Source organism: Streptomyces sp. NPDC041814 (assembly GCF_055590565.1).
In genome coordinates this window covers 102,690-125,960 of the sequence record NZ_JBVJAM010000004.1, presented here as the reverse complement: position 1 = coordinate 125,960, position 23,271 = coordinate 102,690, and the positions used below count along the sequence as shown (strand labels likewise).

18 protein-coding genes and 4 pseudogenes are annotated in these 23,271 nt (G+C 67.9%); 14 read left to right on the top strand and 8 right to left on the bottom strand.

All coding sequences use genetic code 11. The features are described from left to right. Positions 1 to 45 precede the first annotated feature (45 nt). The 5 genes and pseudogenes from ACZ6C6_RS13025 to ACZ6C6_RS13005 form a co-directional block, all read right to left on the bottom strand. Positions 46 to 1,434: an MFS transporter gene (locus tag ACZ6C6_RS13025; protein WP_469202046.1), complete on the bottom strand. Its 1,389-nt coding sequence runs from the start codon at positions 1,432 to 1,434 to the stop codon at positions 46 to 48. Beyond that, positions 1,418 to 2,455: a phosphotransferase enzyme family protein gene (locus ACZ6C6_RS13020; RefSeq protein ID WP_469202044.1), complete on the bottom strand. Its 1,038-nt coding sequence runs from the start codon at positions 2,453 to 2,455 to the stop codon at positions 1,418 to 1,420. Before ACZ6C6_RS13020 ends, ACZ6C6_RS13025 begins: the two co-directional genes overlap by 17 nt. Beyond that, on the bottom strand, positions 2,452 to 2,967 hold the full coding sequence (locus ACZ6C6_RS13015; protein ID WP_469202042.1) for an HIT family protein: 516 nt from the start codon (positions 2,965 to 2,967) through the stop codon (positions 2,452 to 2,454). Before ACZ6C6_RS13015 ends, ACZ6C6_RS13020 begins: the two co-directional genes overlap by 4 nt. Positions 2,968 to 3,181: 214 nt before the next feature. Continuing rightward, positions 3,182 to 3,724 carry an NUDIX domain-containing protein gene (locus tag ACZ6C6_RS13010; RefSeq protein ID WP_469202040.1) on the bottom strand — a complete coding sequence of 181 codons (543 nt, stop codon included), beginning with the start codon at positions 3,722 to 3,724 and terminating at the stop codon, positions 3,182 to 3,184. Positions 3,725 to 4,442: 718 nt separating this feature from the next. After that, positions 4,443 to 4,887: pseudogene (locus ACZ6C6_RS13005) on the bottom strand (IS5/IS1182 family transposase); the annotation flags it as partial. Positions 4,888 to 4,942: 55 nt separating this feature from the next. Here ACZ6C6_RS13005 and ACZ6C6_RS13000 point away from each other — a divergent pair. The 7 genes and pseudogenes from ACZ6C6_RS13000 to ACZ6C6_RS12970 all read left to right on the top strand — a co-directional run bounded on the left by ACZ6C6_RS13000 (position 4,943) and on the right by ACZ6C6_RS12970 (position 10,812). Then, the gene (locus ACZ6C6_RS13000) at positions 4,943 to 5,407 is read left to right on the top strand and encodes an NUDIX domain-containing protein (RefSeq protein WP_469202038.1); all 465 of its coding nucleotides are present in this window, start codon (positions 4,943 to 4,945) and stop codon (positions 5,405 to 5,407) included. A 480-nt stretch (positions 5,408 to 5,887) separates the two neighbouring features. After that, a complete protein-coding gene (locus ACZ6C6_RS12995) occupies positions 5,888 to 6,262 on the top strand; it encodes a DUF6193 family natural product biosynthesis protein (RefSeq protein ID WP_469202036.1) in 375 nt (124 codons plus the stop codon). Positions 6,263 to 6,466: 204 nt separating this feature from the next. Next, a complete protein-coding gene (locus tag ACZ6C6_RS12990; protein WP_469202034.1) occupies positions 6,467 to 6,937 on the top strand; it encodes an HIT family protein in 471 nt (156 codons plus the stop codon). A 40-nt stretch (positions 6,938 to 6,977) separates the two neighbouring features. Further along, positions 6,978 to 7,082 (top strand): annotated as a pseudogene (locus ACZ6C6_RS12985) (IS5/IS1182 family transposase); the annotation flags it as partial. A 490-nt stretch (positions 7,083 to 7,572) separates the two neighbouring features. Beyond that, positions 7,573 to 8,673 (top strand): outer membrane protein assembly factor BamB family protein, encoded by a 1,101-nt coding sequence (locus ACZ6C6_RS12980; RefSeq protein ID WP_469202032.1) that lies wholly within the window; start codon positions 7,573 to 7,575, stop codon positions 8,671 to 8,673. Between the two features lie 430 nt (positions 8,674 to 9,103). Continuing rightward, entirely contained in the window at positions 9,104 to 10,288 is a 1,185-nt protein-coding gene (locus ACZ6C6_RS12975) for a serine/threonine-protein kinase (protein ID WP_469202030.1), read from the top strand. An 11-nt stretch (positions 10,289 to 10,299) separates the two neighbouring features. After that, positions 10,300 to 10,812, top strand: coding sequence for a hypothetical protein (locus ACZ6C6_RS12970; RefSeq protein ID WP_469202028.1), 513 nt, complete (start codon positions 10,300 to 10,302; stop codon positions 10,810 to 10,812). A 238-nt stretch (positions 10,813 to 11,050) separates the two neighbouring features. On the opposite strand, the pseudogene ACZ6C6_RS12965 reads toward ACZ6C6_RS12970, so the two are convergent. Continuing rightward, a pseudogene (locus tag ACZ6C6_RS12965) lies at positions 11,051 to 11,802 on the bottom strand (transposase family protein); the annotation flags it as partial. A 56-nt stretch (positions 11,803 to 11,858) separates the two neighbouring features. Between ACZ6C6_RS12965 and ACZ6C6_RS12960 the strand changes: the two are divergent. Further along, positions 11,859 to 12,392 carry a DinB family protein gene (locus tag ACZ6C6_RS12960; protein WP_469202026.1) on the top strand — a complete coding sequence of 178 codons (534 nt, stop codon included), beginning with the start codon at positions 11,859 to 11,861 and terminating at the stop codon, positions 12,390 to 12,392. 10 nt (positions 12,393 to 12,402) lie between these two features. On the opposite strand, the gene ACZ6C6_RS12955 is transcribed toward ACZ6C6_RS12960, so the two are convergent. After that, the gene (locus ACZ6C6_RS12955; RefSeq protein WP_469202024.1) at positions 12,403 to 13,332 is read right to left on the bottom strand and encodes an ADP-ribosylglycohydrolase family protein; all 930 of its coding nucleotides are present in this window, start codon (positions 13,330 to 13,332) and stop codon (positions 12,403 to 12,405) included. A 304-nt stretch (positions 13,333 to 13,636) separates the two neighbouring features. Between ACZ6C6_RS12955 and ACZ6C6_RS12950 the strand changes: the two genes are divergently transcribed. The 4 genes from ACZ6C6_RS12950 to ACZ6C6_RS12935 all read left to right on the top strand — a co-directional run bounded on the left by ACZ6C6_RS12950 (position 13,637) and on the right by ACZ6C6_RS12935 (position 18,364). Beyond that, positions 13,637 to 14,395, top strand: coding sequence for a GntR family transcriptional regulator (locus tag ACZ6C6_RS12950; protein WP_469202022.1), 759 nt, complete (start codon positions 13,637 to 13,639; stop codon positions 14,393 to 14,395). A 49-nt stretch (positions 14,396 to 14,444) separates the two neighbouring features. Further along, positions 14,445 to 15,704, top strand: coding sequence for an MFS transporter (locus tag ACZ6C6_RS12945; protein WP_469202020.1), 1,260 nt, complete (start codon positions 14,445 to 14,447; stop codon positions 15,702 to 15,704). A 344-nt stretch (positions 15,705 to 16,048) separates the two neighbouring features. Beyond that, positions 16,049 to 16,774, top strand: a complete 726-nt coding sequence (locus tag ACZ6C6_RS12940) for an isochorismatase family protein (protein WP_469202018.1) — start codon at positions 16,049 to 16,051, stop codon at positions 16,772 to 16,774. Between the two features lie 372 nt (positions 16,775 to 17,146). Beyond that, entirely contained in the window at positions 17,147 to 18,364 is a 1,218-nt protein-coding gene (locus tag ACZ6C6_RS12935) for an FG-GAP repeat domain-containing protein (RefSeq protein WP_469202682.1), read from the top strand. A 377-nt stretch (positions 18,365 to 18,741) separates the two neighbouring features. On the opposite strand, the gene ACZ6C6_RS12930 is transcribed toward ACZ6C6_RS12935, so the two are convergent. Continuing rightward, on the bottom strand, positions 18,742 to 19,038 hold the full coding sequence (locus ACZ6C6_RS12930) for a hypothetical protein (RefSeq protein ID WP_469202016.1): 297 nt from the start codon (positions 19,036 to 19,038) through the stop codon (positions 18,742 to 18,744). Positions 19,039 to 19,924: 886 nt separating this feature from the next. Here ACZ6C6_RS12930 and ACZ6C6_RS12925 point away from each other — a divergent pair. Beyond that, a pseudogene (locus ACZ6C6_RS12925) lies at positions 19,925 to 20,211 on the top strand (ribulokinase); the annotation flags it as partial. A 339-nt stretch (positions 20,212 to 20,550) separates the two neighbouring features. Then, positions 20,551 to 23,100 (top strand): alpha-L-arabinofuranosidase C-terminal domain-containing protein, encoded by a 2,550-nt coding sequence (locus ACZ6C6_RS12920; protein WP_469202680.1) that lies wholly within the window; start codon positions 20,551 to 20,553, stop codon positions 23,098 to 23,100. Positions 23,101 to 23,271 lie beyond the last annotated feature (171 nt).

Here is a 23,271-nt window from a genome sequence, read left to right as displayed (position 1 = left end):
TCGCCGATGCTGGCTCCGCGGTGGGGGAGGTGTGCTGGTGGATGTTCACGGGCGGCCATCCTCCGGGGAGCGGTCGTGCTGCACATTCACGGCGACCGCGGGATGAGGGACGGTCGGCCCCGACGGGGTCGGAGGTGTGACGGCCTCGGCTGAAGGGGGAGCCACGGCGGGAGAGCTGGGCATCTCCCGCAGGCTGCGCAGCGGGGAGCGGTAGAGGACCACGAGGGGGATGAGGAGGAGGCAGGTGCCGGCGACCAGGGTGGGGCGCACGCCGATCCACGTGCCGAGCCCGCCGGCGAGGAGCGCGGCTGCCGGCCTTGCACCAGAGGTGAGCCAAGTACTCACAGCCTGCATGCGGGCCTGCATGCCGTCGGCGGTGACGACCTGGCGAATGGTGCGCTGGGTCGTTCCCGCGGCCGCGGCACAGGCCAGCTGGAGGAACAGCGCACCACCGATGGCGAACTGCCAGACCAGGCCCGGTGAAGCGAGGAGCAGAGGAGTCTGGGTGAGCGGGGTGATCGCGAGCGCGGCGAGCATCATCGGACCGGGCCCGTGGCGCGCCGCGAGCGAGGGAGCTGCCAGAGCCCCGGCCGCCGCGCCCAGCGCTCCGATGCCCAGGACCACGCCGAAGGCGGTCGCGCCCATCGCGAGGGAACGGAGCAGGTACAGCGCCCACAAGGTATTGAGGAGTGCCAAGGCGAACGACGTCGTCGCGTTGACGAGGGTCAGGGTGCGCAGCCGGTGGTCGCCGTTCACGTAGCGCAGGCCCTCACCGATCTCGGTGTGCAGACTGCGGCCTTCCGTTGCCGGCCGGGAGCTTTCGGGGGCCTGGATGCGGGCGGTGCACCAGGCGCTGACGAGGTAGGACAGGACATCGCCGAGAAGCGCCCGGGCCGGGCCGAGGAGCGCGGTCAGGGCGGCGCCGAGGTTGCTGCCCGCGGTGGCGGCGACGGCGAAGAGGCTGCCGATGCGGCTGTTGCTCCGCTGGAGCAGGGACCGGTCGACCAGGCTGGGCAGGAGACTGATGGCAGCGGCATCGTGCACTACTCCCGCCGCGCCTTGCACGGCTGCGACCATCATGAGCTGGGTCAGCGACAGCCGGTCGAAAGCGGCCGCCGCCGGCACGCTGGTCAGCGTGGCGGCGCTGATCAGGTCGCCGGTGATCATCTGCTTCCGTTTCGAGTGGCGGTCGGCGAGGGCCCCGGCGTGCAATGCCAGTAGTGCGGGCGGCAGTTGGCCCAGGAACGCCAGCCATGCGACCTCTGCGGCGGTCACGTCCAGTTCGAGCACCGCCAGCACGGGGATCACCATGCTGCTGATCGAGCTGCCGGACACGCTGGCAGCCTGCCCGGTCAGGTAGCGACGGAAGTCCCGGTGCCGCCACAGCGACGGCCGGGTGGCGGGAGAGGCGGAGGGGTCAGTCAAGGAGGCCATGGAGCACCTCCTCGGCTTCCCCCAGCCGCTCCCACAGCTCGGCCAAGGCCGCCTGCCGGTTGCGCCCGTACGCCTTGAGTTCGGGGGTGAGCGCGGCCGGGTCGTCGACGGCCACGGACAGCGGATACACCGAGCAGGCCAGGTATACGGCGGCCAGTCGGGGCACGGCGAGGAGTTCTTCGGCCGGCAGCGCCGGGTTGGCTGCCCGGTAGGCAGCGGTCGCGTCGGCCAGGCCGGCGGGCCAGTCCGGTTCCGCCAGAACTGTGCGCGGGTCGAGGGTGATACGCCCGAGCTCCCAGGCGGGGCTGCGGTGACCGGGTGGCCGGAAGTCGATCAATGCCGCCACTCGCTGCCCGCGCAGGAGGAGGTTGGGCGAGGCGAGATCGCCGTGGACGGTCTGCACGGTCAAGGACACCGGCAGTTTGCTGACCATGGCGGCCACAGCGGGCAGTGCGTCGAGCCGCTGCGCTGCGGTCTTCAGCGCCCAGGCGGGAAACCCTGGGACGGGCGGCTTCTCGGCGAAGCGGCCGAGCAGCCGCTTGAGGCGCTGCCGGGCCCGTTCCACATCGCAGACCTCCCGGGTGGGCACGCGGCGCGGAGGACCGGCCGGGTGCCGGGCCAGGGTCCGGTGCAGGCTTCCGACCGTCGCGCCCACCGCGGCCCACCGGTCGCCGGACAGGCCGCCCTCCGCTGTCCGAGCGTTCTCGACGAACGCCGCGACCGACACCGCCATGCCTCCGGCGGCCGCGATGAGGTCACCGTCCAGGGTCTGCCGCACCACCGGCACCGGAACGCGGCCGAGCCGCGCGAATCGGCCGAGCTCCAGCGCCTGGCGCTCGGCGTCCAGATCGGTGCCGGGCGGGTAGGCCTTCACGAACCACCGTTCGCCGTCGCTGTCCCGGGCCACGTAGTTACGGGTCGCGGTTCCCGAAGGGCCCTCGTCGACCATGGTCGGGGTGATCCGGTAGAACAGCGGGAGGAACCCCGCCACGACCATCACGTCCGACTCGGCGCCGTTCACCGCCCTACCCCCGACCGGCCATTCGCGCCGGCCAGCCAGTGGCGCAGTGCACGGGCATCCGCCTGTAGTTGCTCCTCGTCCTGGCGCCCGAGATCGAGCGCCTCGAAGGGAAGCGGCCCGCCCGGAGCCGGGTCCGTGCCGGCTTCGCGACGTGGAACGCAGTGCCAGTGGGCGTGCGGGATCTGGTTTCCCAGCAGCAGGTAGTTCATCTTCAGCGGCTCGTAGAACGCCTCCACTGCCCGGCCCAGGGCCAGGACATCCCGCCAGAACGCTGCCGTCTCCCCTTCGTCAAGCTCGGTGGGCTCGGCGACATGACGTCCGGTGTAGATCACGACGGAGTACCCGCGGACTCGGCCGCTGCGCCACAGGTAGGCGTTGCTGACCTCTCCGCGCCGGAGGATGAGGCCCCAGCCGATGTCGTCGGCGGCGAAGTCGTTCGCACACATCGGGCAGTCGGCACCCTGGCGGTGGCTGGTGAAGTGTTCGGGCCAGGCGCCGGACTGTGCAGGCACGGGATGGGAGTGTGCGTGGTCGGGCATCACGCCGCCTTTCCGGCCTCGGAGCAGTGCCTGACGGTCTGGAGGCTCAACATGGCGGAGAACTCGTTGTCGACGGCCATCAGTTCCTGGTGGGTGCCGCTCTCGGTGATGCGACCGCCGCAAGCACCCGGTCCAAGGTGCGCTGTCCCGTAAGGGGGCGTACCCCGTAGCCAGACCTCCAGTGCGCTCATCGTGGTACGTCCTGTGCGCGCGTAGAGGTGTCGTCCGGGTCGTTGTCCCAGTCCCAGGCGCCGATGTAGGCCGCCCTCCCGGTCCTGCGCGCATCCGTGAGCGCGGCGAGGCGTGCGAAGTCCCGTGCCGGCATGAGCCTCTTCCACTCCTCCAACGTGAGGGTTCGTGCCTCGTCGTGCTCCTCGGGGGCGAGGCGCAGGTCCGCGATCTGCTGGTCAGTGAGACGTCCGCCGTCGAAGACGAATCCGGCAGTCGCCAGGGGCCAGGCTGCCCCGGGAAGACCGAACACGGCCGCCAGGAGGCGCGGTGGCCCAGGAACCACCAACCCGGTCTCCTCTTCCGTCTCGCGCACCGCTGTCTCCCACGGCCGCTCGCCCGACTCTGTCGTACCTCCCGGCAACTGCCAGGGATGCTCGGCGCTGTAGACCGCGTGCAGTTGCACAGGCCGGCCGTGCATATCGGTGAAGTACAGCGCGCCGAACAGCGTCGCCTTCGGCAGGGTCGCCACGTACTCCTCCAGTGGCAGCAACGTGCTCATTTCGTCTCCTCAATGGGTGCGAGACCGAGGTCGGGCAGCCGCCGCTCCGTCGTCTCGGTCGCCATGTGCGCACCGGACGGGAACCGGGAGGTGTTCCGGAACTCTCCCTGCGGCCTGGTCGCTGTGCTCCGCAGCGGAGGTCTCCGGGGCGTCCTCGCCCTGGTGCGCGATGTGCTGCCTGTGCTCAAGTCGCCGTCAGGTTCGGCTCGCGTCAACGTGGTGCCTCCAAGGGAGTGGATGCGCGGCGTCAGAGTGCTCAACGACGCAGCATCGATTTCGAGCACGTGTTCTTTCAGACGGCTTTCGCGCACTGGAATTCAGCGAGCATTCGAAGGTGTGCGATACACCGACCCTTGCCCCGCATGGACACACGGTGAGGCAGGGATGGCCGAAACGCCGCCCCTCGGCCGAACCAGAGACTGTCTCCCTGACTTCGCCACGAGCGCGTGACGTGCGAGGGTGGTCGCTATGCGACAGGTTCGGCACTGCCTCCGATCCCTCAAATTCACGCTCGGGTTCGCTCCGACGCGTTTCACGGCATGCCTGGAGACAGGAGCCCCGGCTCTGGAGCACGCCATGACGGGGCAGGCAACACTCTGTGGCATTCCGAAACGCCAGGTGACCGTCTATCGTCATCTGTTCGTTGCGAAGAGGTGGGGAAGGTGTCCGGACTGCAGGACAAAGGCAGTCGGCGCCACGTCGAAGCCCTGAGCCAGGCATGCCGTGGCGAACGGGCGTCCTTGGTCTTCCGCGCTCGTGCCCGGATCAGGATGGCTGCGATGTGGAGCGCACCCTCGGAAGCGATGGCAAGCTTGCCCGTTCGCATGGCCAGACCGCGTCACTGCTTGAGACGCATGTGCGCCGCTTGACGGTGTTGCCCTGCTTGTCTGCTTCCGAGCCGAATCGGGGTGGACGACAGCCGGCCCGCCCTCGCCGGAGCGGCGGTGGCCGATCCGGTCAGAGGGCTGGGGAGTGACGGCCCGAATGCCTCCGTGGCCTATATGCCGACGGATTGCCCGGGAGGAGCAGGCCCGGTCTGCAAGGACGACGCCGCGTCGAGTTCGCGGTCTGCCCAGGCCGGTGCGAGGGCCCCTGATGCGGGCCGTGACCGTCTTGAAGGCTGGAGCGTCGCCAGTCCGACCGGCAGCGGCGTGTAAGGCCAAGCACTGTGAACCGAAAGCGCCGCGTCAAGGCGAGGCGACTGCGAGGATCAGGAGCGTGCTGATTCCCCGAGCAGTCGCCGTAGTCATCGACGGGTCCCGCGCGCTGGTCATCAAGCGTTTCCTCAAGCACGACTCAGCAGCAGCTTGCGTCATGTGCGAGAACAGTGGATGGCCGGGGCCAGGGTGCCCCGGCCATCACTACGCGGTCCTTCCCGGGGGCGGCGTCGAAGACGGAGAGACCGCCGAGGAGGCTGCTCTGCGCGAGCTGCGGGAGGAGACCACCTTGAACGCGCGCATCGATCGGCTGGCGTGGATCGGCCGGCACAACGATCGACCGGCCTCGTACTTCCTCATGGCAGACGTCAGCGGCACCCCTGTTCTGTCCGGCGACGAAGCGCAAGCGCATGGCCCTGACAACAGTTTTGAACTCATGTGGGCAACAGCCGAAGAGTTCGAAGTTCTCAACCTTCATCCCGCAGACGTCCGAACACCGCTCGGACGTCTCCTGCGCCACAGCTGACTCCGCCTTGCCGGGCGGTCGGCCCCCGTGCGTGACGCCCCGAGAGCTCAGGAAGCCGGCGCCGCGTCAGCGCGCTCCCGGCCCCGCACCGCGTGCTCGGGTTTCGTCTGCGAGGCAGGCGGCCTCGTCGATGAGCACCCATAGGCCATCGAGGTGGTGGTGGCCCGACGCGAGCCGCGGCGCTGCGGGGCCCGCTCGGGCGTTCGTGGTGGCAGCGGGCTGGCGGTCGGCGGCACTGGTTCGTCCTCCATAGGGGTGGGCCGGCGGCTCCGTGGGGTGCCTCTGTGCTTGCCCATGACCTGGCCACACACTGCGGGAGCCAGGAGATCCGGCCGCTCGCGAGAACGCCGTCGGCTCCTGCCACCGCCGAGCTCGACGCAACCACCACGGCCGCCGTGTCCCTCGGCCGCGCTGGGCGCCGCAGGGCCGTCGATACGGGGACTGGTTGTGATCGCTGATCCTGGGCGTCATGATCGCGGGATGGCTGAGGAGACGGTGGTCGAGCAGACGTGGCGGGGGATACTGGAGAGGCTTCCCGGCGCGCGAAGGGGCAACCTCGCAGTGGCAGAGGCCGCCTACGCCGAACCTCGGCTGCGGGCCCTGTTCCCGTTCCCGAGCCATGGAAGGCTCACCTTTCACCGAAATACCCAGTTCCCGTGGAGCAACGACCTGCCGTCCATCGCGGGCAACGCGCAAGCGTGTGTTGTCTACGCGCACCTGAGCGCGCCGGAGCGTGTCCTGGGGGATTCGCTCACCCCGCGGGAGGCGGCTGCGTTGGTGGTGGCTCACCTGCCCGACGACTGCGGGCCGGCCTTCGAAGGGCCGTGGCCCCCACCACGGAACCCCACCGACTGAACCTGCCGCAGCGCCGCAGCCGCCCTGTCCGCTGCACGCGTGGAGCGGTGCCCGCAGCCGCGGAAGTACGCTGAGACCGCCGTCACGAACCGCCTTCCTCCGGCGGCTGCTCCACTACGACCGCGCCGCCGCCGTCCGTCCGGGCGGCAGAAAGCGCAACGCCCGGCGTGGAAAGGAGAGCTTGTGGCAGCGGATCGACGTCCCATGGACCTGGAGGCCTACGAGGCCAGGGTGCGTAACGGGCCATGCTTCATTTGCGCGCTCGTGGCGGGGGAGCCCGGGCATGTGACGGTGTACGAGGACGACCAGCACATCGCCTTTCTCGACCGGTATCCGACGGTGCCGGGCAAGGTGCTCGTGGCTCCGAAGGCCCACATCGAGCATGTTGTCCGCGATCTTGAGGAGCCCGCCTATCTCGCGCTGATGTCGGTGGTCCGCAAAGTGGCGCTCGCGGTGGAGGCGGTCTTTGAGCCCGAGCGCACCTACCTGCTGTCCCTGGGCAGCCAGCAGGGTAACGCGCACCTTCACTGGCACATCGCCGGCCTGCCTCCGGGAACGCCGTACAGGAAGCAGCAGTTCCACGCCCTGATGACCGAGAACGGCATGCTGTCCTACACGGACCTGGAGGCAACTGACCTCGGGGTACGCCTGCGCGCCGCCCTCGCCGAGGGGTGAGGTTCCCCTCTCAGCCGGCCGCCACGGCGGGTCCGGATCGGCCATCCTGACCTGCTGGCGCCTCCTGCGGAAGCTTCGCTGCAGCACCAACCGCATCACGGCCACCGTCCAGGCCGTCCTCGTCCTTCACACCGCTTCAGCGTGAGATTGAGAGGGCCCAGTGCCCCGCCCGCACCGGCCCCGTCAAGGGGAAAGGGGATGTGGGCGGCGAGCCAGACCGCCGCTGTCCTTGTCATTGGTCCCGCACATAATCGACCGGACAAGCCCTGACGGCCCTCCGGCCGACGGCGTGTGCCTGTCTGGCCGGGAAACGTCGTCGCAGCGGCAGCTTTCTGCTGCATGCTGATGCACGAAAAGAGGGACTTGGGATCACACTCTGAAGAGGGGCGGAATCGGGCGTGCTTGCCTTACCCGGACGCAAAGCTGCCGTGACCGTAGCGTTGTTGACCTTGACCGTCGCGTGCGGAGGTGGGAAGGGGGAGGGCTCTCATGAGCCGGCTTCGCAAGGGCCCAGGAAGTCCGCGCCGAGCGAACAGGCGACAACGAGTCCGAAACCCGACCCTCTGACCGCCCACGACCCACCGACGAAGTTCGAACCCGGTCACGCCCTGTCCCTGCCGAAGGGCGGGCTCGACGTGGTCGCGCTGGACGGGCGCAAGGCATACACGTACGACCTCGATTCCGAGTCTGTCGTCGCGATCGACTTGGCGACGGGTGACCAGGTGGGTGCGGGCGCCCGGCCTCAAGGGAACCTGCCCGCCCGGTCCGACCAATCCGGCGAGTCGGATGCGCAGGGCGACGCGCCGTTGTGCCAGCAGCAGGCGCCGGCGGTGGGGACCGTCAGCGGAAAGCGGATAGCGGTGGGCGTCTTCCCCACCGCGTCGAAGGGAACCGGTACCACCGCCGACACCTCGACCTACGAACTTGTCGCGCTTGACACCGAGACGGGCGAGGCGGCCTGGCAGACGCCGCTCGACATCAGCGTCGGGGGCGACTTCTGCCATGTAGCGGGGATCAGCGGCAACGTGGCCGTGGTCGTACTGGGAGGCAGCTTCGAACCTCCGAACACCTACGGCGTCAATCTGGAATCCCGGAAGGTGGTGTGGACAGCAGAGCAGTTCGAAGCCCAGTACGTCCAGGGCTCCCACGTGGTCGGCGTGGACGCTTCCGGGGACAGCAGCGTGGTGGAGGGCTTGGACCCGGCCACGGGTCACCGGCAGTGGCAAGGGCTGGAGGACGTCTCCTCCCCGCTTGACCTGTTCGAGGTGACCCCGTTCTCGTCGGAGAGCGTCCTCGTGCAGAACCGCGACGCAGACGGGTGGAGCGCGGTGCTGCGACTCAGGGACGGACAGCAGATCGACGTGCCGGACATCGGGGAGCGCCTGCACGAGGTGCAGCGCTGCTCCTACGACCAGCGGACCCTCACCTTCTGCTTCATCCATACCACCGCGGGCGGCGAACTGGCGGCGTATCAGGCAAAGACCGGAAAGCTGCTGTGGCGGCTCGGCGGCCCTGACGGCATTCCGGGCCGCATCGCGCCAGACCTGACGGTCGCCTTCCACGGCGCCGTATACGGGAACGTCGTTCGCGACGGTGGAGCGTCTGCAGCCATTGTTCTGGACGGCGCGACCGGCAAGGACCGAGAACTCGACCCTGGTGCCGCTCCGACGTTGGTGAACGAGTACGCGGGACTGACCGCCGAGAGTCACGGAAGCCTGTACACCGCGGTGGGGTGACCATCCCGCACCAGCCCACCGCCTGCGAAGCGCATCCGCCGTTGCCACGCTCTGGTCGACCACCCCTACGGTATGCCGGTGGCCTGGGTGGAGCTGCGCCGCCAGGCCCGGGCGGGTGTGCAACGGCGAGCGCGGGTTCGGCCGGGTTGCCGCCGCAGCAGGAGGCGGTCCTGCGCGGCTGGGGCTGGATCACCGAGCAGGCCGGACAGCCGAGATTCGGCAGATCGACGCTCGGGCCGGCGGCCACCCGCCGTTGGGATGATCGACCGACCTCCCCAGCGCGCTCGAACTGTGGCGTCGCTCGCTCAGAATCATGGCGGATCCTACGCAGGCCGGTCCCGATTCAGTCCCGATCGCCGGGACCCAATGTGGCCTCAGCGTGAGGCCGTTGATGCGCGTAAGGCCACGGTGCGCACCGGCATGATCTGCAATGCTGTCGGTGTCGGCATGGGCAGGTCATGGGAGGGCAATGGTGGAAGCGGGCAGCAGATTGGCAGGCAGGTATGAGCTGACTAAGCTGCTCGGTCGCGGAGGCATGGGGGAGGTCTGGGCAGGGCGTGACCGCACACTCCACCGTAATGTCGCAGTCAAACTCTTGCACCCTAACGCCGACGCTTCAGCCGAACTGATCCAACGCTTCGAACGTGAGGCAGTAGCAGCGGCGCAGATCAACCACCCGAACATCGTTGCCCTTTACGACCGCGGCACACAAAACGACTTGCAGTTCCTGGTCATGGAGCATGTCGAGGGTGTCAGTCTCGCTGAACACTTGCACCGGCAGGGCCGGCTGACCGTGGCTCGGGCCCTGGAGATCGCTCATGGGATCTGCACCGCCCTTGTCGCCGCGCATGCCGCCAGGGTCGTCCACTACGACATCAAGCCCTCCAACGTGATGCTCACTGCTACTGGCTCCATCAAGGTTGTGGACTTCGGCATCGCGAGCTTCACCCACACCCACACCTTCACCGTTGCACCCACGACGCTGCTCTCCCCCGTTGGAACCGCACAGTACGGAGCACCGGAACAGTTCCTGGACCAGCGCGGCGACGAACGTTCCGACCTGTATGCCTTGGGTAGCGTCCTGTTCGCCCTGCTCACAGGGGAACCTCCTTTCGGGAATGGCAGTCCCTTGGCGATCATCCGTCGCAAGCTCGATGAAGAGCCGCCTCCGGCGACTGCGCTACGTTCAGACGTTCCTGCCCCGGTAGCCCTGCTAGTGGCAGACCTCCTTCAGCGCACCCCCGAACGCCGCCCCAAGGCGGCGGCCGACGTTCAAAGGCGCCTCACCCAGTTGTGTGGAGAAGTATCTGGCCGCAACGATGAAGAGGCCGAAACTGAGCCCGCTCCGCCCCCCGCGCCCACGCACGCGGTCACCCCTTCGGTCCGACAGACGCCGGCGGGAAAGAACGGCACCGGCACCGGCTCCTCGGATTCCCCGGCGCCCGCCTCCCAACGGTCTGCAAGCAGGGACAACTGGGTCTTGGCTGCCGTGTCGGGGGTCTTCGTTCTGGTAATTGCTGCTGTCGTGTACTTCGACGGGCCCCCCGACGACAACAGGGCAACCCCCCAGCCCAGTACGAGCAGCACGCCGGTTGCCCGAGTAGCCGATATCTGAGGATGCCGGACTTGTGCGGCTATTTGCGCCGTAACGAGATGCGCGGGCGCCATGAGAAGGGACCTGATGAAGTCGGGCTGGACTATGACAACAACAGCAGAGGGGCAAGCTGTGGGTGGGAGAGTTCCGACAAGGTCCAAAGGAACAAGTTCAATCTGGTCATCAATGCACACATACTGCCCACAGAGGCGGGCGCGAAGGCCGAAATGGCTGAAATTGAGCCCGGAACTTCGGTGATCGACTCCACTTTGAGAACGAGCCGTACAGCAGAGCAGATTGCCGACGAGTCGATGCAGACGATCGCGGACGAGGAAAGCGACGACACAGGGAGGAATAACAGTGCTTGGGTCACGTTCCGGCGAGACAATCTCATCGTGGAACTGTGGTATTCGGAGTATGCGATCCCATTGAGTACCTCGGACAACAAAGAGCGAGTCACGAGCATGGCGCTGCAGGAGGCCGAACGCTTGGACTCCATCCTGACCAATGAGCCGGAGAACCGCGAGAAGCCGATCCGAGGCTGACCGATCCGAACCTGAGGGCGCAACGCGCCACACCGGCGCAGCGTCAGGTGTCAGCGCCTTCGGACCCAGGATCGCTGAAAAGAGCCTGCGTACACCTCTCACCAGCGCTCGCATGGCTCATCTCACTTCGCAGAGCCGGCAATGCTGAAGAAGCTCAGTGATCAGCATCTAAAGGCTGTCCCGTGACTGATCTCGGGTCGTAGTGAATGCGAGTGGCCGGAGCGCGGCCGCTTGGCCATCCGTTGCGGGCGGGGTTGTGCAGGCGGGCGATGCTGAGCATGGCGTGACGGAAGCCGTCGCGCCTCAGGCGGCAGTTGCGCAAAATCTTCCTTCATGCGAGCGAAGGTGTGCTGGACACGGGCTCGGACTCTCTTGGCGGAGCGGTTGTGTTGCTCCTTCCAGGCCGGAACTTCCTTGCCTTTGGTCCTTCGGCGCGGGATGACGAGCCCGGTCCCTGGAAGTAGCCGTCCTCGATGGTCATGCTGTGGCCGGCGGGCTCCTTGGCGCCGGATTCCTCCCTGCGGGACTCGTGACGGTTGCCCGGCAACGGCCGGCCGACCACTACGACCACACGAGTGCCGGCGTCGATGACCACCTGGTGGGCTGTGGAACAGCGGTAGTTCTTCGACTGCTCGGCGATCGAACGATCCCGAGTGGGCACCTGGGTGCCGTCCACGATGAGCACAGTGTCCCTCGTGAACCGTTCACGCGGCTGAAGGGCGACCTTCGGGCCGAGATGGCCGATGATCCGGTCGGCCGCCGACGTGGAGACGCCGAACAGCGGGGCGAGCCGGCACATCGCTGGATTCGTGCGCCAGTAGACCGCGACCAGGAGGACGCGCTCCTCCAGCGGCAGACCTCAGGGCCGTCCACTCCACGGCTCGCCTGCGATCTTGCGGCGCGCCGTGACCATGAGCGTGCCGAAGCTGGGGGCAGCGCGGTGAACGAGGCTGTCCAGGAAGGCTCCGGCGCCGTGACTGCACCAGCCACTCCACGATCATGTCGGGGTCGTGCACTGGGCTCCGTGTCCGCGCTACGTTCACGGGATGCAGCAGCCTCAGGAACAGGTCCCCGCACTCCTTGACGGCCCGGCCGTCGACGTCTCCGACGCCCATGAACTGCTCCTCGGCTACCTGGGGTGGTACAGAGAGGCCCTGATGCGAAAGCTCGCCGAACTCTCCGACGACCAGCTCCGAACGCCCGTCGAACCGCTCGGTTGGTCGCCAATCGGGCTGGTCCAGCATCTCGGCTGGGTCGAACGACGATGGCTGCGGTGGGGATTCGGCGCAGAGGACGTCCTCGCCTATCCACCCGGTGGAGACGCCGAGGAGTGGACGGTCGCCGCCGATGCCTCCACCGCACAGGTCATCGCTACCTACCAAGCGGAGGTAACCATCGCGAACACCCACACAAAAACTGCCGTGTTGAGTGACAAGGCATGCCTCGGGGGCCGCTTCAAGACACCCGACCAAGCACCCTCGTTGGGGCGGATCCTCTTCCACCTGCTTCAGGAGTACGCCCGCCATGTCGGGCACCTCGATGTCGCGCGTGAACTCATCGACGGCGTGACCGGCGAGTGAAGCGGCCGGTTCAGCCTCCGAGGCGGTGTGCGAGGTGGAGAAGATCTGCTAGGTGCAGTACCCGTCCGTCGAAGCCTGGGAGGGGGACATGAAGTGGCTGGGTCCAGCGGGCGGGGATTGTGTCCAGCCCGTAGTACGCCCCTGCGAGGCCCCCGGTGACCGCAGCGACGGTGTCCGTATCCCCGCCGAGGTCGATCGCCGCGCGTATGGCGTCTTCGAAGCTGGTGGTGGTGCGCAGGGCCCAGACGGCGGAGCCCAGGCAGGGCCAGACGGCACCGTTGAACTCGGTTGCCTGATCAGGGTGCCAGTCGGGCGAGAGGACGGTGGCGTACCGGCTGCGGTGGTCGGGGTGGACATGAGCCAGGATGTCCGGGAGCGCGGTGAGGGGGTCGGTGTCCTCGAACGTGACGCGGATGAGTTCGTGGAAGATCGCGGCCCCTTCCCAGGCTGCGCGGTCACCGTGGGTGAGAGCAGAGATGCGGCGCGCGGCGTCCATGGTGGCTTCTCGGCCGGCGGCCGCGAAGTGGACTGCGGAGGTCGATGCACGCATCAAGGAGCCGTTTCCGGCCGCTCGTTGGTTGACTTGGAAATGGATCGCGGCGGCGAGGTCCCAGGGCATGCCGTTGGTCAGGACGTCTTCGGTCTGCAGGCCGATGTCCTTGGGGTCTGAGGCTGCCCACCGCCGGAACCGGTCGAAGATGTCCGGAAGATCCAGTCCGCCCCGCTCCAGCAGCGACTCCGCGACCAGCACGGCCATCTGCGTGTCGTCAGTGGCCTCGCCGGGGTCCCAGCCACCGCCTCCGCGCATCTCGCCACCGGCACCAGGTGCGGGAAACCGTGCGGAGAACGCTCCCTGGGGACCAAACTCGAAGGGGCCGCCCAAGGCGTCACCCACCGCTGAGCCGACGACCACGCCAGCGGCCTGCTGAATCCGCTTCATTCACGCAGGTTATCTGTGCCGCGCTGACGGCCGCACGGCCCTGTTCCTTCTTTGGTTCCCTGAGCCATCGGCGGCGAGCGCCTCTCGTCTGCAGAGGTGCGCCACCTGAGACACACGCACACGTCACATAACGCCGTCGAGGACCGGGCCGTGCGGCGAGTTGGTCTCTTCGCCGGCCACCACCGTAGGCGCATGAGCGCGGAGCGTATTTCTACTCCAGCAGCTTTTCCCCGGTGCAGTAACTTGCCAACGCCCCCTGGAAAAAGACCAGCTGCTGCAGATCAAGGCAACCGGAGGATCATCCATGCCCCGAGAGGCGCCGTACCTCGCAGTAGCCGACGTGGTGCGCGCGCGGATTCTCTCCGGAGAGTGGGAGATCGGGGAGCGCCTGCCGTCCCGAGCGCGGCTCGCCGTGGAGTACGGGGTCGGACGCAACGTCGTACAAAGGGTCATGGACCGTTTGATCATCGAGGGTCTCCTCGAAGGCCGTGCCGGCTCGGGCACCTACGTGCGCAGGCCGCGAGAGCGCCTCCGGCTGGTCCGCTCGCGGCACCGCGAACGCCGGGAGGGCTCTCTTCGTTGGCAGGACAGGAGGGAGCGGGGCAGGGCCGACTCCTGGGATTCGCACAGTCGGGTGCGAGTCCCAGCTCCCGAGCCAATCGCCGAGCGGCTCACCATCAGTCCGGGGGACCTCTGTGTCTGTACACATTACGAGTTCCTCGCCGACGGGCAGCCTGTCCAGCTGTCCGAATCCTGGGAGCCGATGGCTATCACGGATGGAACGCCGATCGTGCTGCCCGAGATGGGTCCCCTGGCGGGTAAGGGTGTGGTCGAGCGCATGCGTTCCATTGGCGTGGTCATCTCGACTGTGGTCGAGGTGCCGCGCCCGGCTCGTGCCACCCAGGTGCAGGCGAACCTCTTGGGGATCAGCATGGGAGACCTCGTGCTGCAGATCGAGCGGACCATTATCGACACGGACGGACGTCCGGTGGAAACGGCCGACATGGTCATTCCGGACATGTGCCGGGAAGTGGTCTACGAGTTCGGAGTCGACCATCCGTAGTCGTCGAATCCATGAGAGAGACATCGAAAATTCGACGGCAGGGTATTCCATGGAAAAATTCTCCAGGCTTGGCCTCTTGCATGATCGGGACTTCGGTCGATTGTTTGCCGCCACTGCGCTGGGTCAGTCAGGTGACCGCGTCGTCTTTCTGGCCCTGCCTCTGGTTGCCATCGTGGCATTGCATGCCGACGAGTTCCAGGTGGGCTTACTGACCGCGATGACTGCGGCAGGATCGCTTCTGGTCGGGTTGCCGGCGGGTGCATGGGTGGATCGCATGCGGAAGCGATCGGTGATGATCGGCACCGATCTCGCTCGCGCGCTGTTCCTTTTGACGGTTCCGGTGGCATGGTGGGCGGGCCTTCTCGCCATCTGGTGGCTGTATGCGGTCGCCTTGGTTCATGGAGTGTTGACTGTCTTCTTCGATGTTGCGTACGTCAGCTATCTCCCACACTTGGTGGGACGGGGAAATCTCGTGGAAGGGAACTCGAAACTGTCGGCCGTACGCTCAGTGGCCAGTATCGGCGGACCGGCGGTGGCGGGGCCGCTGGTCGGCCTGGTTGGAGCACCTGCAACGCTTTTGGTGAGTTCGGCTGGGATGGCTATGTCGGGGCTGCTCGCGATTACCATCAGGAAACGCGAAGAGAAGCCCGAGCCGGGCGAACATCCTCAATTGGCTGGCGAGATCAAGGAGGGGCTCAAGTTCGTCGTCAATTACCCCACCCTCCGTGCAATCATGCTGGGTGATGCGGTTTTCAACCTCTTCCTGGTCATGTATCAGACCATGTTGCTGGTCTTTTTGGAGCGGGAGATCGGTCTCCAGCCCTTTGGTATCGGCCTCATTCTCTCAGGGATGGGTTGCGGTGCCTTGTTGGGTGCACTCTTGGCAACGAGGGTCTCCACGCGGGTCGGGCAAGGGCGGATCATCTGGCTGGCGTCGGTGGTGACGTGTCCGTTGACCGCGCTCATGCCGGTGGCCCGAGCGGGTTGGAGCGTGTACGTGGCTGCGATAGGACTCGCGGCTCTGTCATTGGGGGGAGTCGTCCGTGTGGTGGCCCAGTCAAGCTTCCAGCAGGCCCTGACGCCGGATCGGCTTCTGGGTCGGGTGAGCGCAACAGCTCGGTTTGTTTCCTGGGGTGGCATTCCTCTCGGTGGGCTCATGGGTGGAGCCTCGGGCTCTGTGTTCGGAGCGGTGGGCACTTTGTGGATTGGTGCGGCGGGTATGACACTGAGTTTCCTTCCGAACTTCCTGTCACCGCTTCGGACCATGCGCACGACGCCCACGGAGAACGCCCCCGGATTCGCGCATTGAGGTGTCGCTGATGGCTGACAAACAGGTACGTACGACCTGTAGGGCCAAGCGTCTTCACTCAGAAAGGAAGTGGGTGCCGGGGAGCTCCCGGATCTGATCGAGGCGGTGACGGAGTCCCTCAATCCTGAGGAGTGCGACCGGATGAGCCCGTACGGGGTGGTGATCGACGGCACGGCCGGAATCGACAGGGGGCGAAGAGCGTGCCGGCGATCGTTCCAAGCGTGTGGTCCTTGCTGGACCATGCCATCGCCTGATGCGGCGGGCGCGGGTGTCCTGCGGGCGACGTCGGCCTGTCCCGTCGAACCGTCGCAGTGCCGTCCGGTTGGAAGGAAGGATGAGGGCCTATGCAGACTGACTCCGCGATGCACGAATGGCGGATCGAACCTCGGGAGTACGCCAGGCAGGAGGCCAGGCGCGGCAGGAGGCACGCCTACTCAAGCCTTGACCCGGCGTGCACCGCGCTGATCGTGATCGACATGGTGCCGTTCTTCGTCGAGGCGAGCCCGTACGTGCGCGGCATCGTGCCGAACATCGGCCGCCTCGCCGACGCGCTGCGCACCGCCGGTGGGCTGGTCGCCTGGGTACTGCCGGCGAACGTGGCGCCGCTCGGGAGAGTGAGCGGCGAGTTCTACGGACCGGTCGTCAGCCAGACGTTCGCGGCGACCGGCGGTGAGGGGCCTCCACGTTCGCGTGTGTGGCACGCCTTCGACGTCCGCCCGGATGACCTGGTGGCGGAAAAGACCGCGTACAGCGCCTTCTTCCCCGGCCGATGCGTGCTGCCGGAGCTGCTGGCGGAGCGCGAGATCGACACCGTCGTCATCACCGGCGCGCTCACGAACGTCTGCTGCGAGTCCTCGGCCCGCGACGCGGCCACCACTGGCCTGCGCGTGCTGATGGTGGCCGACGCCAATGCGGCCCGGCGCGACCAGGACCACAACGCCACCCTGCACACGATCTACCGGTCGTTCGGCGACGTCCGGACCACGAACGAGGTCCTGAACCTGCTCGGCCGGCCGAGCGTCCTCGACAGCGGCGACGCCGCACACGGTGTGTGCGAAACGAGCACCTGACGGTCGCTGTACGGGGGTGGTTTGTGACGAGTGGGCTGCAGCCTCCCTCGTCAAACGTTACCGCCGTCGCTGCGCATCAACTCGCCGTTCCACATGTGAAGGTGGTTAACCGTTATGCCGCGGTGGTGCGAGGAGACAGCGAATGATGCCGGGGTCCGGAAGTACCCGTGCCGGTCCTGCGGTCAGCGGCTGACCTGAGCCGTCAGCTTGCGGTTGGCCGCCCGTTGGCAACGGAGTGACGGCCTGGTCCATCCCTCGACCGCGTTCACGTGACGCGCAGGCCGCGGTCCCAACTGCGCGCCCTTCAGGGACGCGGACGGCGAGCAGAACATCCTCGACTACGACCTCGGTGACGGCAAGGTCGACAAGTTGGTGCCACTGCGCGGCGACGTGGCGTACGCCAAGGCTGTGGACGTCAACGGTGACGGCAAGAAGGACGTCGTCATGGGCGGCGAGTCGCGCGGTCTGTGGGCCTACGACGGCCTGTCGTGGACGGCTGGCCGGCCGAAGCTGCTGTGGCAGGCGACCCTGCCCGGCGGCGTGCACGGCATCGAACTCACCGACGCCGACGGCGACGGCAAGTCCGAGATCCTGGTGGCGGCCGACACGGCCGCGGTGCTCGTCGACCGCACCACCGGCAAGATCCGCACCACGATCGACGCCGACGGCCAGTACGTGCACACCGTCACCGGCGCCGACCTCGACGGCGACGGCAAGTCCGAGATCATCGTGCCGACCGACCAGGTCCGCGCCTACACCGCCGACGGCACACCGACGTGGTCGTACGCCGCCCCCGAAGCGGACGTCGTCTTTTCGGACGCCGTGGTCAGCGACGGCCGCGTGCACGTGGAGTACAACACCCGGAACTCGATCAACGTCACGGCCCCGGCGATCGACGGTGTCGCGCTGAACGCGGCCACCGGCGAACTGCTGTGGCAGGCCCACCCGAAGAGCCCGGTCGACGGCGTGCCGCTCCGCGCGGCGGTGCTGCGGGGCGGCATCTTCGCCTCGCCGGAGAGTCCGTACGCCGACGGCCACGCGGTCGTCTACTCCTGGGTCGGCCGCGACACCACCAAGCCGGCCGCCACCTGGCCGCTGTTCACGGAGATCCGCGACGCCCGCACCGGCGAGGTGCTGCACTCAAGCGAGGGCGGCACCTTCCTGCTGCACGGCAACTACTTCACCGACGAGGGCGCCCTGTACTCCGTGGGCTACTCGGCGCTGCACTCCTGGACGGCCGCCGGTGACGGCAAGATGTACATGAACGCGGTCGTCAAGAGCGGCGCGATGGCCACCGGTCCCGTCGGACGTCCGCTGTTCGTGGCGGGCTCGCAGACCGGCAACTTCCTGTACGACGGGTCTGTCCTCACGGCCGGCACGAACTACCCCTCCTCGCTGGCGGCCTTCGCCCCGCTGGGCGCCCAGCGCAACGTGGCGGCCGACCTGGACGGCGACGGCGTCGACGAGCTGATCGGCCTCAACGAGGACGAGCACGGCTACGACCGGGTGGCGCACCTCTCCGGGGGAGGCCTGTACCTGCCGAACGACCTCATCCACTACACCGCGGTGGGGAAGCTGAGCGCCTCCTGATCCTCGGGGCCCCCTGTTCGGGCCCCTGCGGGAACCGATGACGATGCCCGGCACCTCGCTCAGGTGCCGGGCATCCGGCGAGGCTGCCGCGGGTCCGGATCGCCGCGGCCGGGGCGTCAGTCACGAGGTCCATGCGCATGTGGTCGGCGATCACCCAGCCGGCCAGACGTCGCGATGCGAGGCCGACGGCGGTCGCCGGGTAGCAGAACTTCCCGCCCTCAATGAGCAGATAGTCGACGTCGCCGATGTACTTCGTGTCCGGAGCCGTGCCAGTGAAGTCGCGTTCAGGCCCGGGGCTTTGGCCGCGGCCGGGTCGGCGACGAGGCGCCGACCCGGGCACTCCCTCGCACGCCGGGGCCGCCCGCCTGCGGCGCGTATCAGTCCTGTCGCAACGCGGCGAGGCCCTTCTGCATGTCCTCGGTGTTCATGACCGGCTGGATCTCGATCTCCGCACCCAAACCCTCGAAGAGGGGCTCGCCGATGGAGGGAAGGAGCGAACTGTCCTCCATGTCGAAGACGAACGTACAGGCCCGCTTTCCCTCGCTGGGACCGAAGTAGGCCGCCTCCGGCTTCAGCCGTTCCATGAGCGACTGCATAATCTTCGGCAGGCTGCCGTTCTTGACCGCTTCGTTCGCGAGCTGGGTGTCCAGCTGGGCTCGCAGCATGACTCTCATGGATCGGCTCCCTCTGTCACGCCAGGGCCGGCGCGGGTCCGTCCGCGCTCGCTGGTGCCGGCGGCGTCCCGCTCAGCGTCACCGGCAGTGGTCGAGCCAGCCAACATCTCGTGCACCATCCGGGTTGCCGCAGCGTCCCCGTCCCCGAGGGCGTCGCTGACCTCCTCGTCCGCCTGCGGGAGGGCCTGGACGTCCTGGCCGACGACGCACCCCTGGCCGCCCGCATTGCCGCCGCATGGCGTGCACGAGCACCGGGGTCGGCGCGGTCGCCGCGCCCACGGCCTAGGCCGACGACCAGCCGGTGCGCTCTTCCGCTTCGGCGTCATCGCCGGACCGAATCGCACCGATCGGAAGGGCGTCGAGGCCGGACCTCGATCTCTGGAGTCAGTTAGCGCTCACATCGGCGGCTCGCAAGGAGCTGAAGTCCTCTCCCGCATCGCTACACAGCCCGTGAGCGCAGAGAAGGGGAGCGAACGTGCGAGGCGCACGCAAGGGGCCCGAACTCCTCCTGGTCTGACGCCGGCTCATCATGCGCGCGAGCACTGTCGTCGTACGACGCCCTCCGTCGCCGTACGACCTTTGGCGGCGGACTTCTGTCTGTCGCCAGTGTGTGGGCACCGGCACCTGTCTGCGATCGGAGCACCTGCATGAAGTTCCTCCGTGGAGTGCGCCCCGTATGTGACTGTCGATCAACCCGGCCCCCGCACGACCAGGGGCCCGAGCCGTTGGGACTGCCCGCGCGGGTTCCGGTATCGCGCTCACCCGGGGGCCCTGCTTTTCGCCGAATGTTTGAGAGAAGTGCACTCAGGTCTTGTCCATGAAGGTTGTGAGCGTTAACAATCAGGAGGTCGCCCACGCCCTCCGCGCAGGACAGAGAGACCGCATCGTGACGCCTCACGCCTCTTCCGGCCCCGTCGAACGGCACCATCCCGACGCCTGCACGGTCGGTGTGGATTTCGGCACTCTTTCCGGGCGCGCCGTTGTGGTCAGGGTCCGCGACGGCGCCGGACTCGGCTCGGCGGTCCACGACTACCGCCACGCCGTCATCGAGGACCGCCTCCCGCTCACCGGTGTTCCACTGCCCCCGACTGGGTGTTGCAGTACCCCGAGGACTGGCGCGACGTGCTGCGCACCGCCCTCCCGGCGGCGGTCGAGTCCGCCGGGGTCAACCCGCCCCACCGTGGACCGTTCATTCGGGGCACCGAGGCCGCCAAGCCACCGGAGCACGCCGTCATCTGCGAGGCGGTCGCGGAGACGGCCCCGCACACCATCGCCCTGAGCGCGGTGGAACCCCCGCGACACCTGCTGGACCGCCACTTCACCCGCAAACACGGCCCAGACGCCTACTACGGCGCCCGGCATCCGTCTGACCGCCGCGGTGGGCGGCCCGCAGCGCCCACCGCCGCAAGGGCCCACGGGAGCCCGAGCGCTGACGACCCGAGAGGCCACGCGTACTGCCCCGCCCACCGAGAGCACGACGCCCCAGCACCGTCCACCTCAAGGAGAGCCGCCTTGCGCCCCCGCAACACCACCAGAAAGCCCGGTGTCATCACCGGCGGCCTGCTCGCCACTTCATTGGCAGCCGGCCTTCTCACCCAGACCCCGGCGGCGGCGGACCCCGCCGTCACTGACTACACCCTCTCCGTCGACGCCGCCGGCACGGGCCCGGCGATCGACCCCACCATGTACGGCGTCTTCTTCGAGGACATCAACAACGCGGCCGACGGCGGTCTCTACGCCGAGCTCGTACAGAACCGTTCGTTCGAGTTCAGCCCGGTCGACAACAGTGCCTACACCCCGCTGACCGCCTGGCAGCAGGTCGCGTCGGGCGGCGCCACCGGATCAGTCACGGTCGTCGACGACGCCGAGCGGCTGAACGAGCGCAACCGCAACTACCTGCGGGTCGACCTCGCCGGCACGGGCGGCAGCACCGGCCGATTCGGAGTGGTCAACAGCGGCTACGGCGCGGGCATGGCCCTGGAGAAGGGGAAGCGGTACGACTTCTCCGTCTGGGCGCGCACGGACAACGAGGCCGGCACCCGCCTCGCAGCCGAGCTGCGCACCGCCGACGGCGCTGTCCTGACCGCGCCGCTCGGCATCACCGTGCGCGGCGACCGGTGGACCAAGTACACCGGCACGCTCGTCCCCAGGACGACCACCACCGCGGGCCGGCTCGCGGTGACGGCCGCCGGTGCCGGGACCCTCCGTCTCGACATGGCCTCGCTCTTCCCTCACGACACGTACAAGGGCCGCCCGAACGGGCTGCGCAAGGACCTCGCCGAGAAGATCGCCGCGCTGAACCCCGGTTTCCTCCGCTTCCCGGGCGGCTGCCTGGTCAACACCGGCAGTCACAACGCCTACGAGGCCCCGAACTGGGAACGCCGCCGCTCCTACCAGTGGAAGGACACGATCGGTCCGGTCGAGCAGCGGGCCGTGAACGCCAACTTCTGGGGCTATCACCAGAGCTATGGTCTCGGCTACTACGAGTACTTCCAGTTCGCCGAGGACATCGGTGCGATGCCGCTGCCCGTCGTACCCGCCCTGGTCACCGGCTGCGGGCAGAACCAGTCCACTGACGACCCGGCCCTGCTCAAGCGGCACATCCAGGACACCCTGGACCTGATCGAGTTCGCCAACGGCCCCATCACCTCCACCTGGGGCCGCAAGCGCGCCGAGATGGGCCACCCGAAGCCCTTCGGCCTGACCCACCTGGGCATCGGCAACGAGGAGAACCTGCCCGACGCCTTCTTCGCCCACTTCACCGAATTCCGTAAGGCGATCGCGGCCGAGTACCCCGAGATCACGCTCGTCTCCAACTCCGGCCCCGCCTCCTCGGGCGCCACCTTCGACCGGCTGTGGGACCTCAACCGCAAGTCGGGCGTCGGCATGGTCGACGAGCACTACTACAACTCCCCGCAGTGGTTCCTGGAGAACAACGACCGCTACGACTCCTACGACCGCAGCGGCCCCAAGGTCTTCCTCGGCGAGTACGCCTCCCTCGACAACCGCTTCGCCAACTCCTTGTCCGAGGCGGCGTTCATGACAGGCCTGGAGCGCAACGCCGACGTCGTCAAGCTCGCCTCGTACGCTCCGCTGCTGGCCGATGTGAACAAGAACCAGTGGCGGCCCGACATGATCTGGTTCGACAACAACCGCTCCTGGGGCTCCACCAGTTACGAGGTCCAGAAGCTCTTCATGAACAACACCGGCGACCGGGTCGTGCCGAGCCGCGCCTCCGCCACCCCGTCCGTCTCCGGCCCGATCACCGGCGCGGTCGGCCTGTCGACCTGGGCCACCAGCGCCGCCTACGACGACGTCGAGGTCACGGCGGCGGACGGCACCACCCTCCTCAAGGACGACTTCGCCGCCGGCGCTTCCGGGTGGACGCCGGCAGCCGGGCGCGGCACCTGGGCCGTCCAGGACGGGGCCTACGTCCAGACCGACGAGGCCGCCGAGGACACCCTGGTCACCGCGGGTGACCCGGGCTGGCAGGATTACGACCTGAAGGTCAAGGCCACGAAGAAGTCAGGCAAGGAAGGGTTCCTGGTCGCCTTCGGCGTACGTGACACCGGGAATTACTACTGGTGGAATCTCGGCGGCTGGGGCAACACCCGCTCCGCCGTCGAAAAGGCCGTCGACGGGGGTAAGCAGACCCTGTTGGACAAACCCGCCACCATCGAGACGGGCCGTACCTACGACCTCCGCGTCCAGGTACGGGGCCGGCAGGTCACCCTCTACCTCGATGGCAAGGAGTGGGGTTCGTTCACCGACGACAAGACGGCCGAGCCCTTCCGCCAGGTGGTGACCAGGGACAGGGATGATCTGATCGTCAAGGTCGTCAACGCCCAGGCGACCGCGGCTCGTACGAGCATCGACCTCGGCACCTCCAAGGTCGCATCGACGGCCCGGGTGACCACCTTGGAAGGCGCGCCGAGCGCGGTGAACAGCGCCGACGACCAACCGATCCGGCCACGGAAGTCGACGCTGAAGGGCATCGGACGAACCTTCACCTACACCTTCCCCGCCCACTCGGTCACCTTCCTGCGCGTCAGGAGCAGCTAGAAGCAACCGGCGGCGTGGCGCACTGCCGCCGCCCCTACGTCCCTGCCGTGGAGGACGACCGCCCTCCACGGCAGGGATCCCCACCCACCGCCACGGGCGGCGCGGTCGGTCGGCCGTGTGACGCCTCGAAGAAGCCCTGCCCGCTGGCCCTTTCGGCGCACCCTTCCGCCG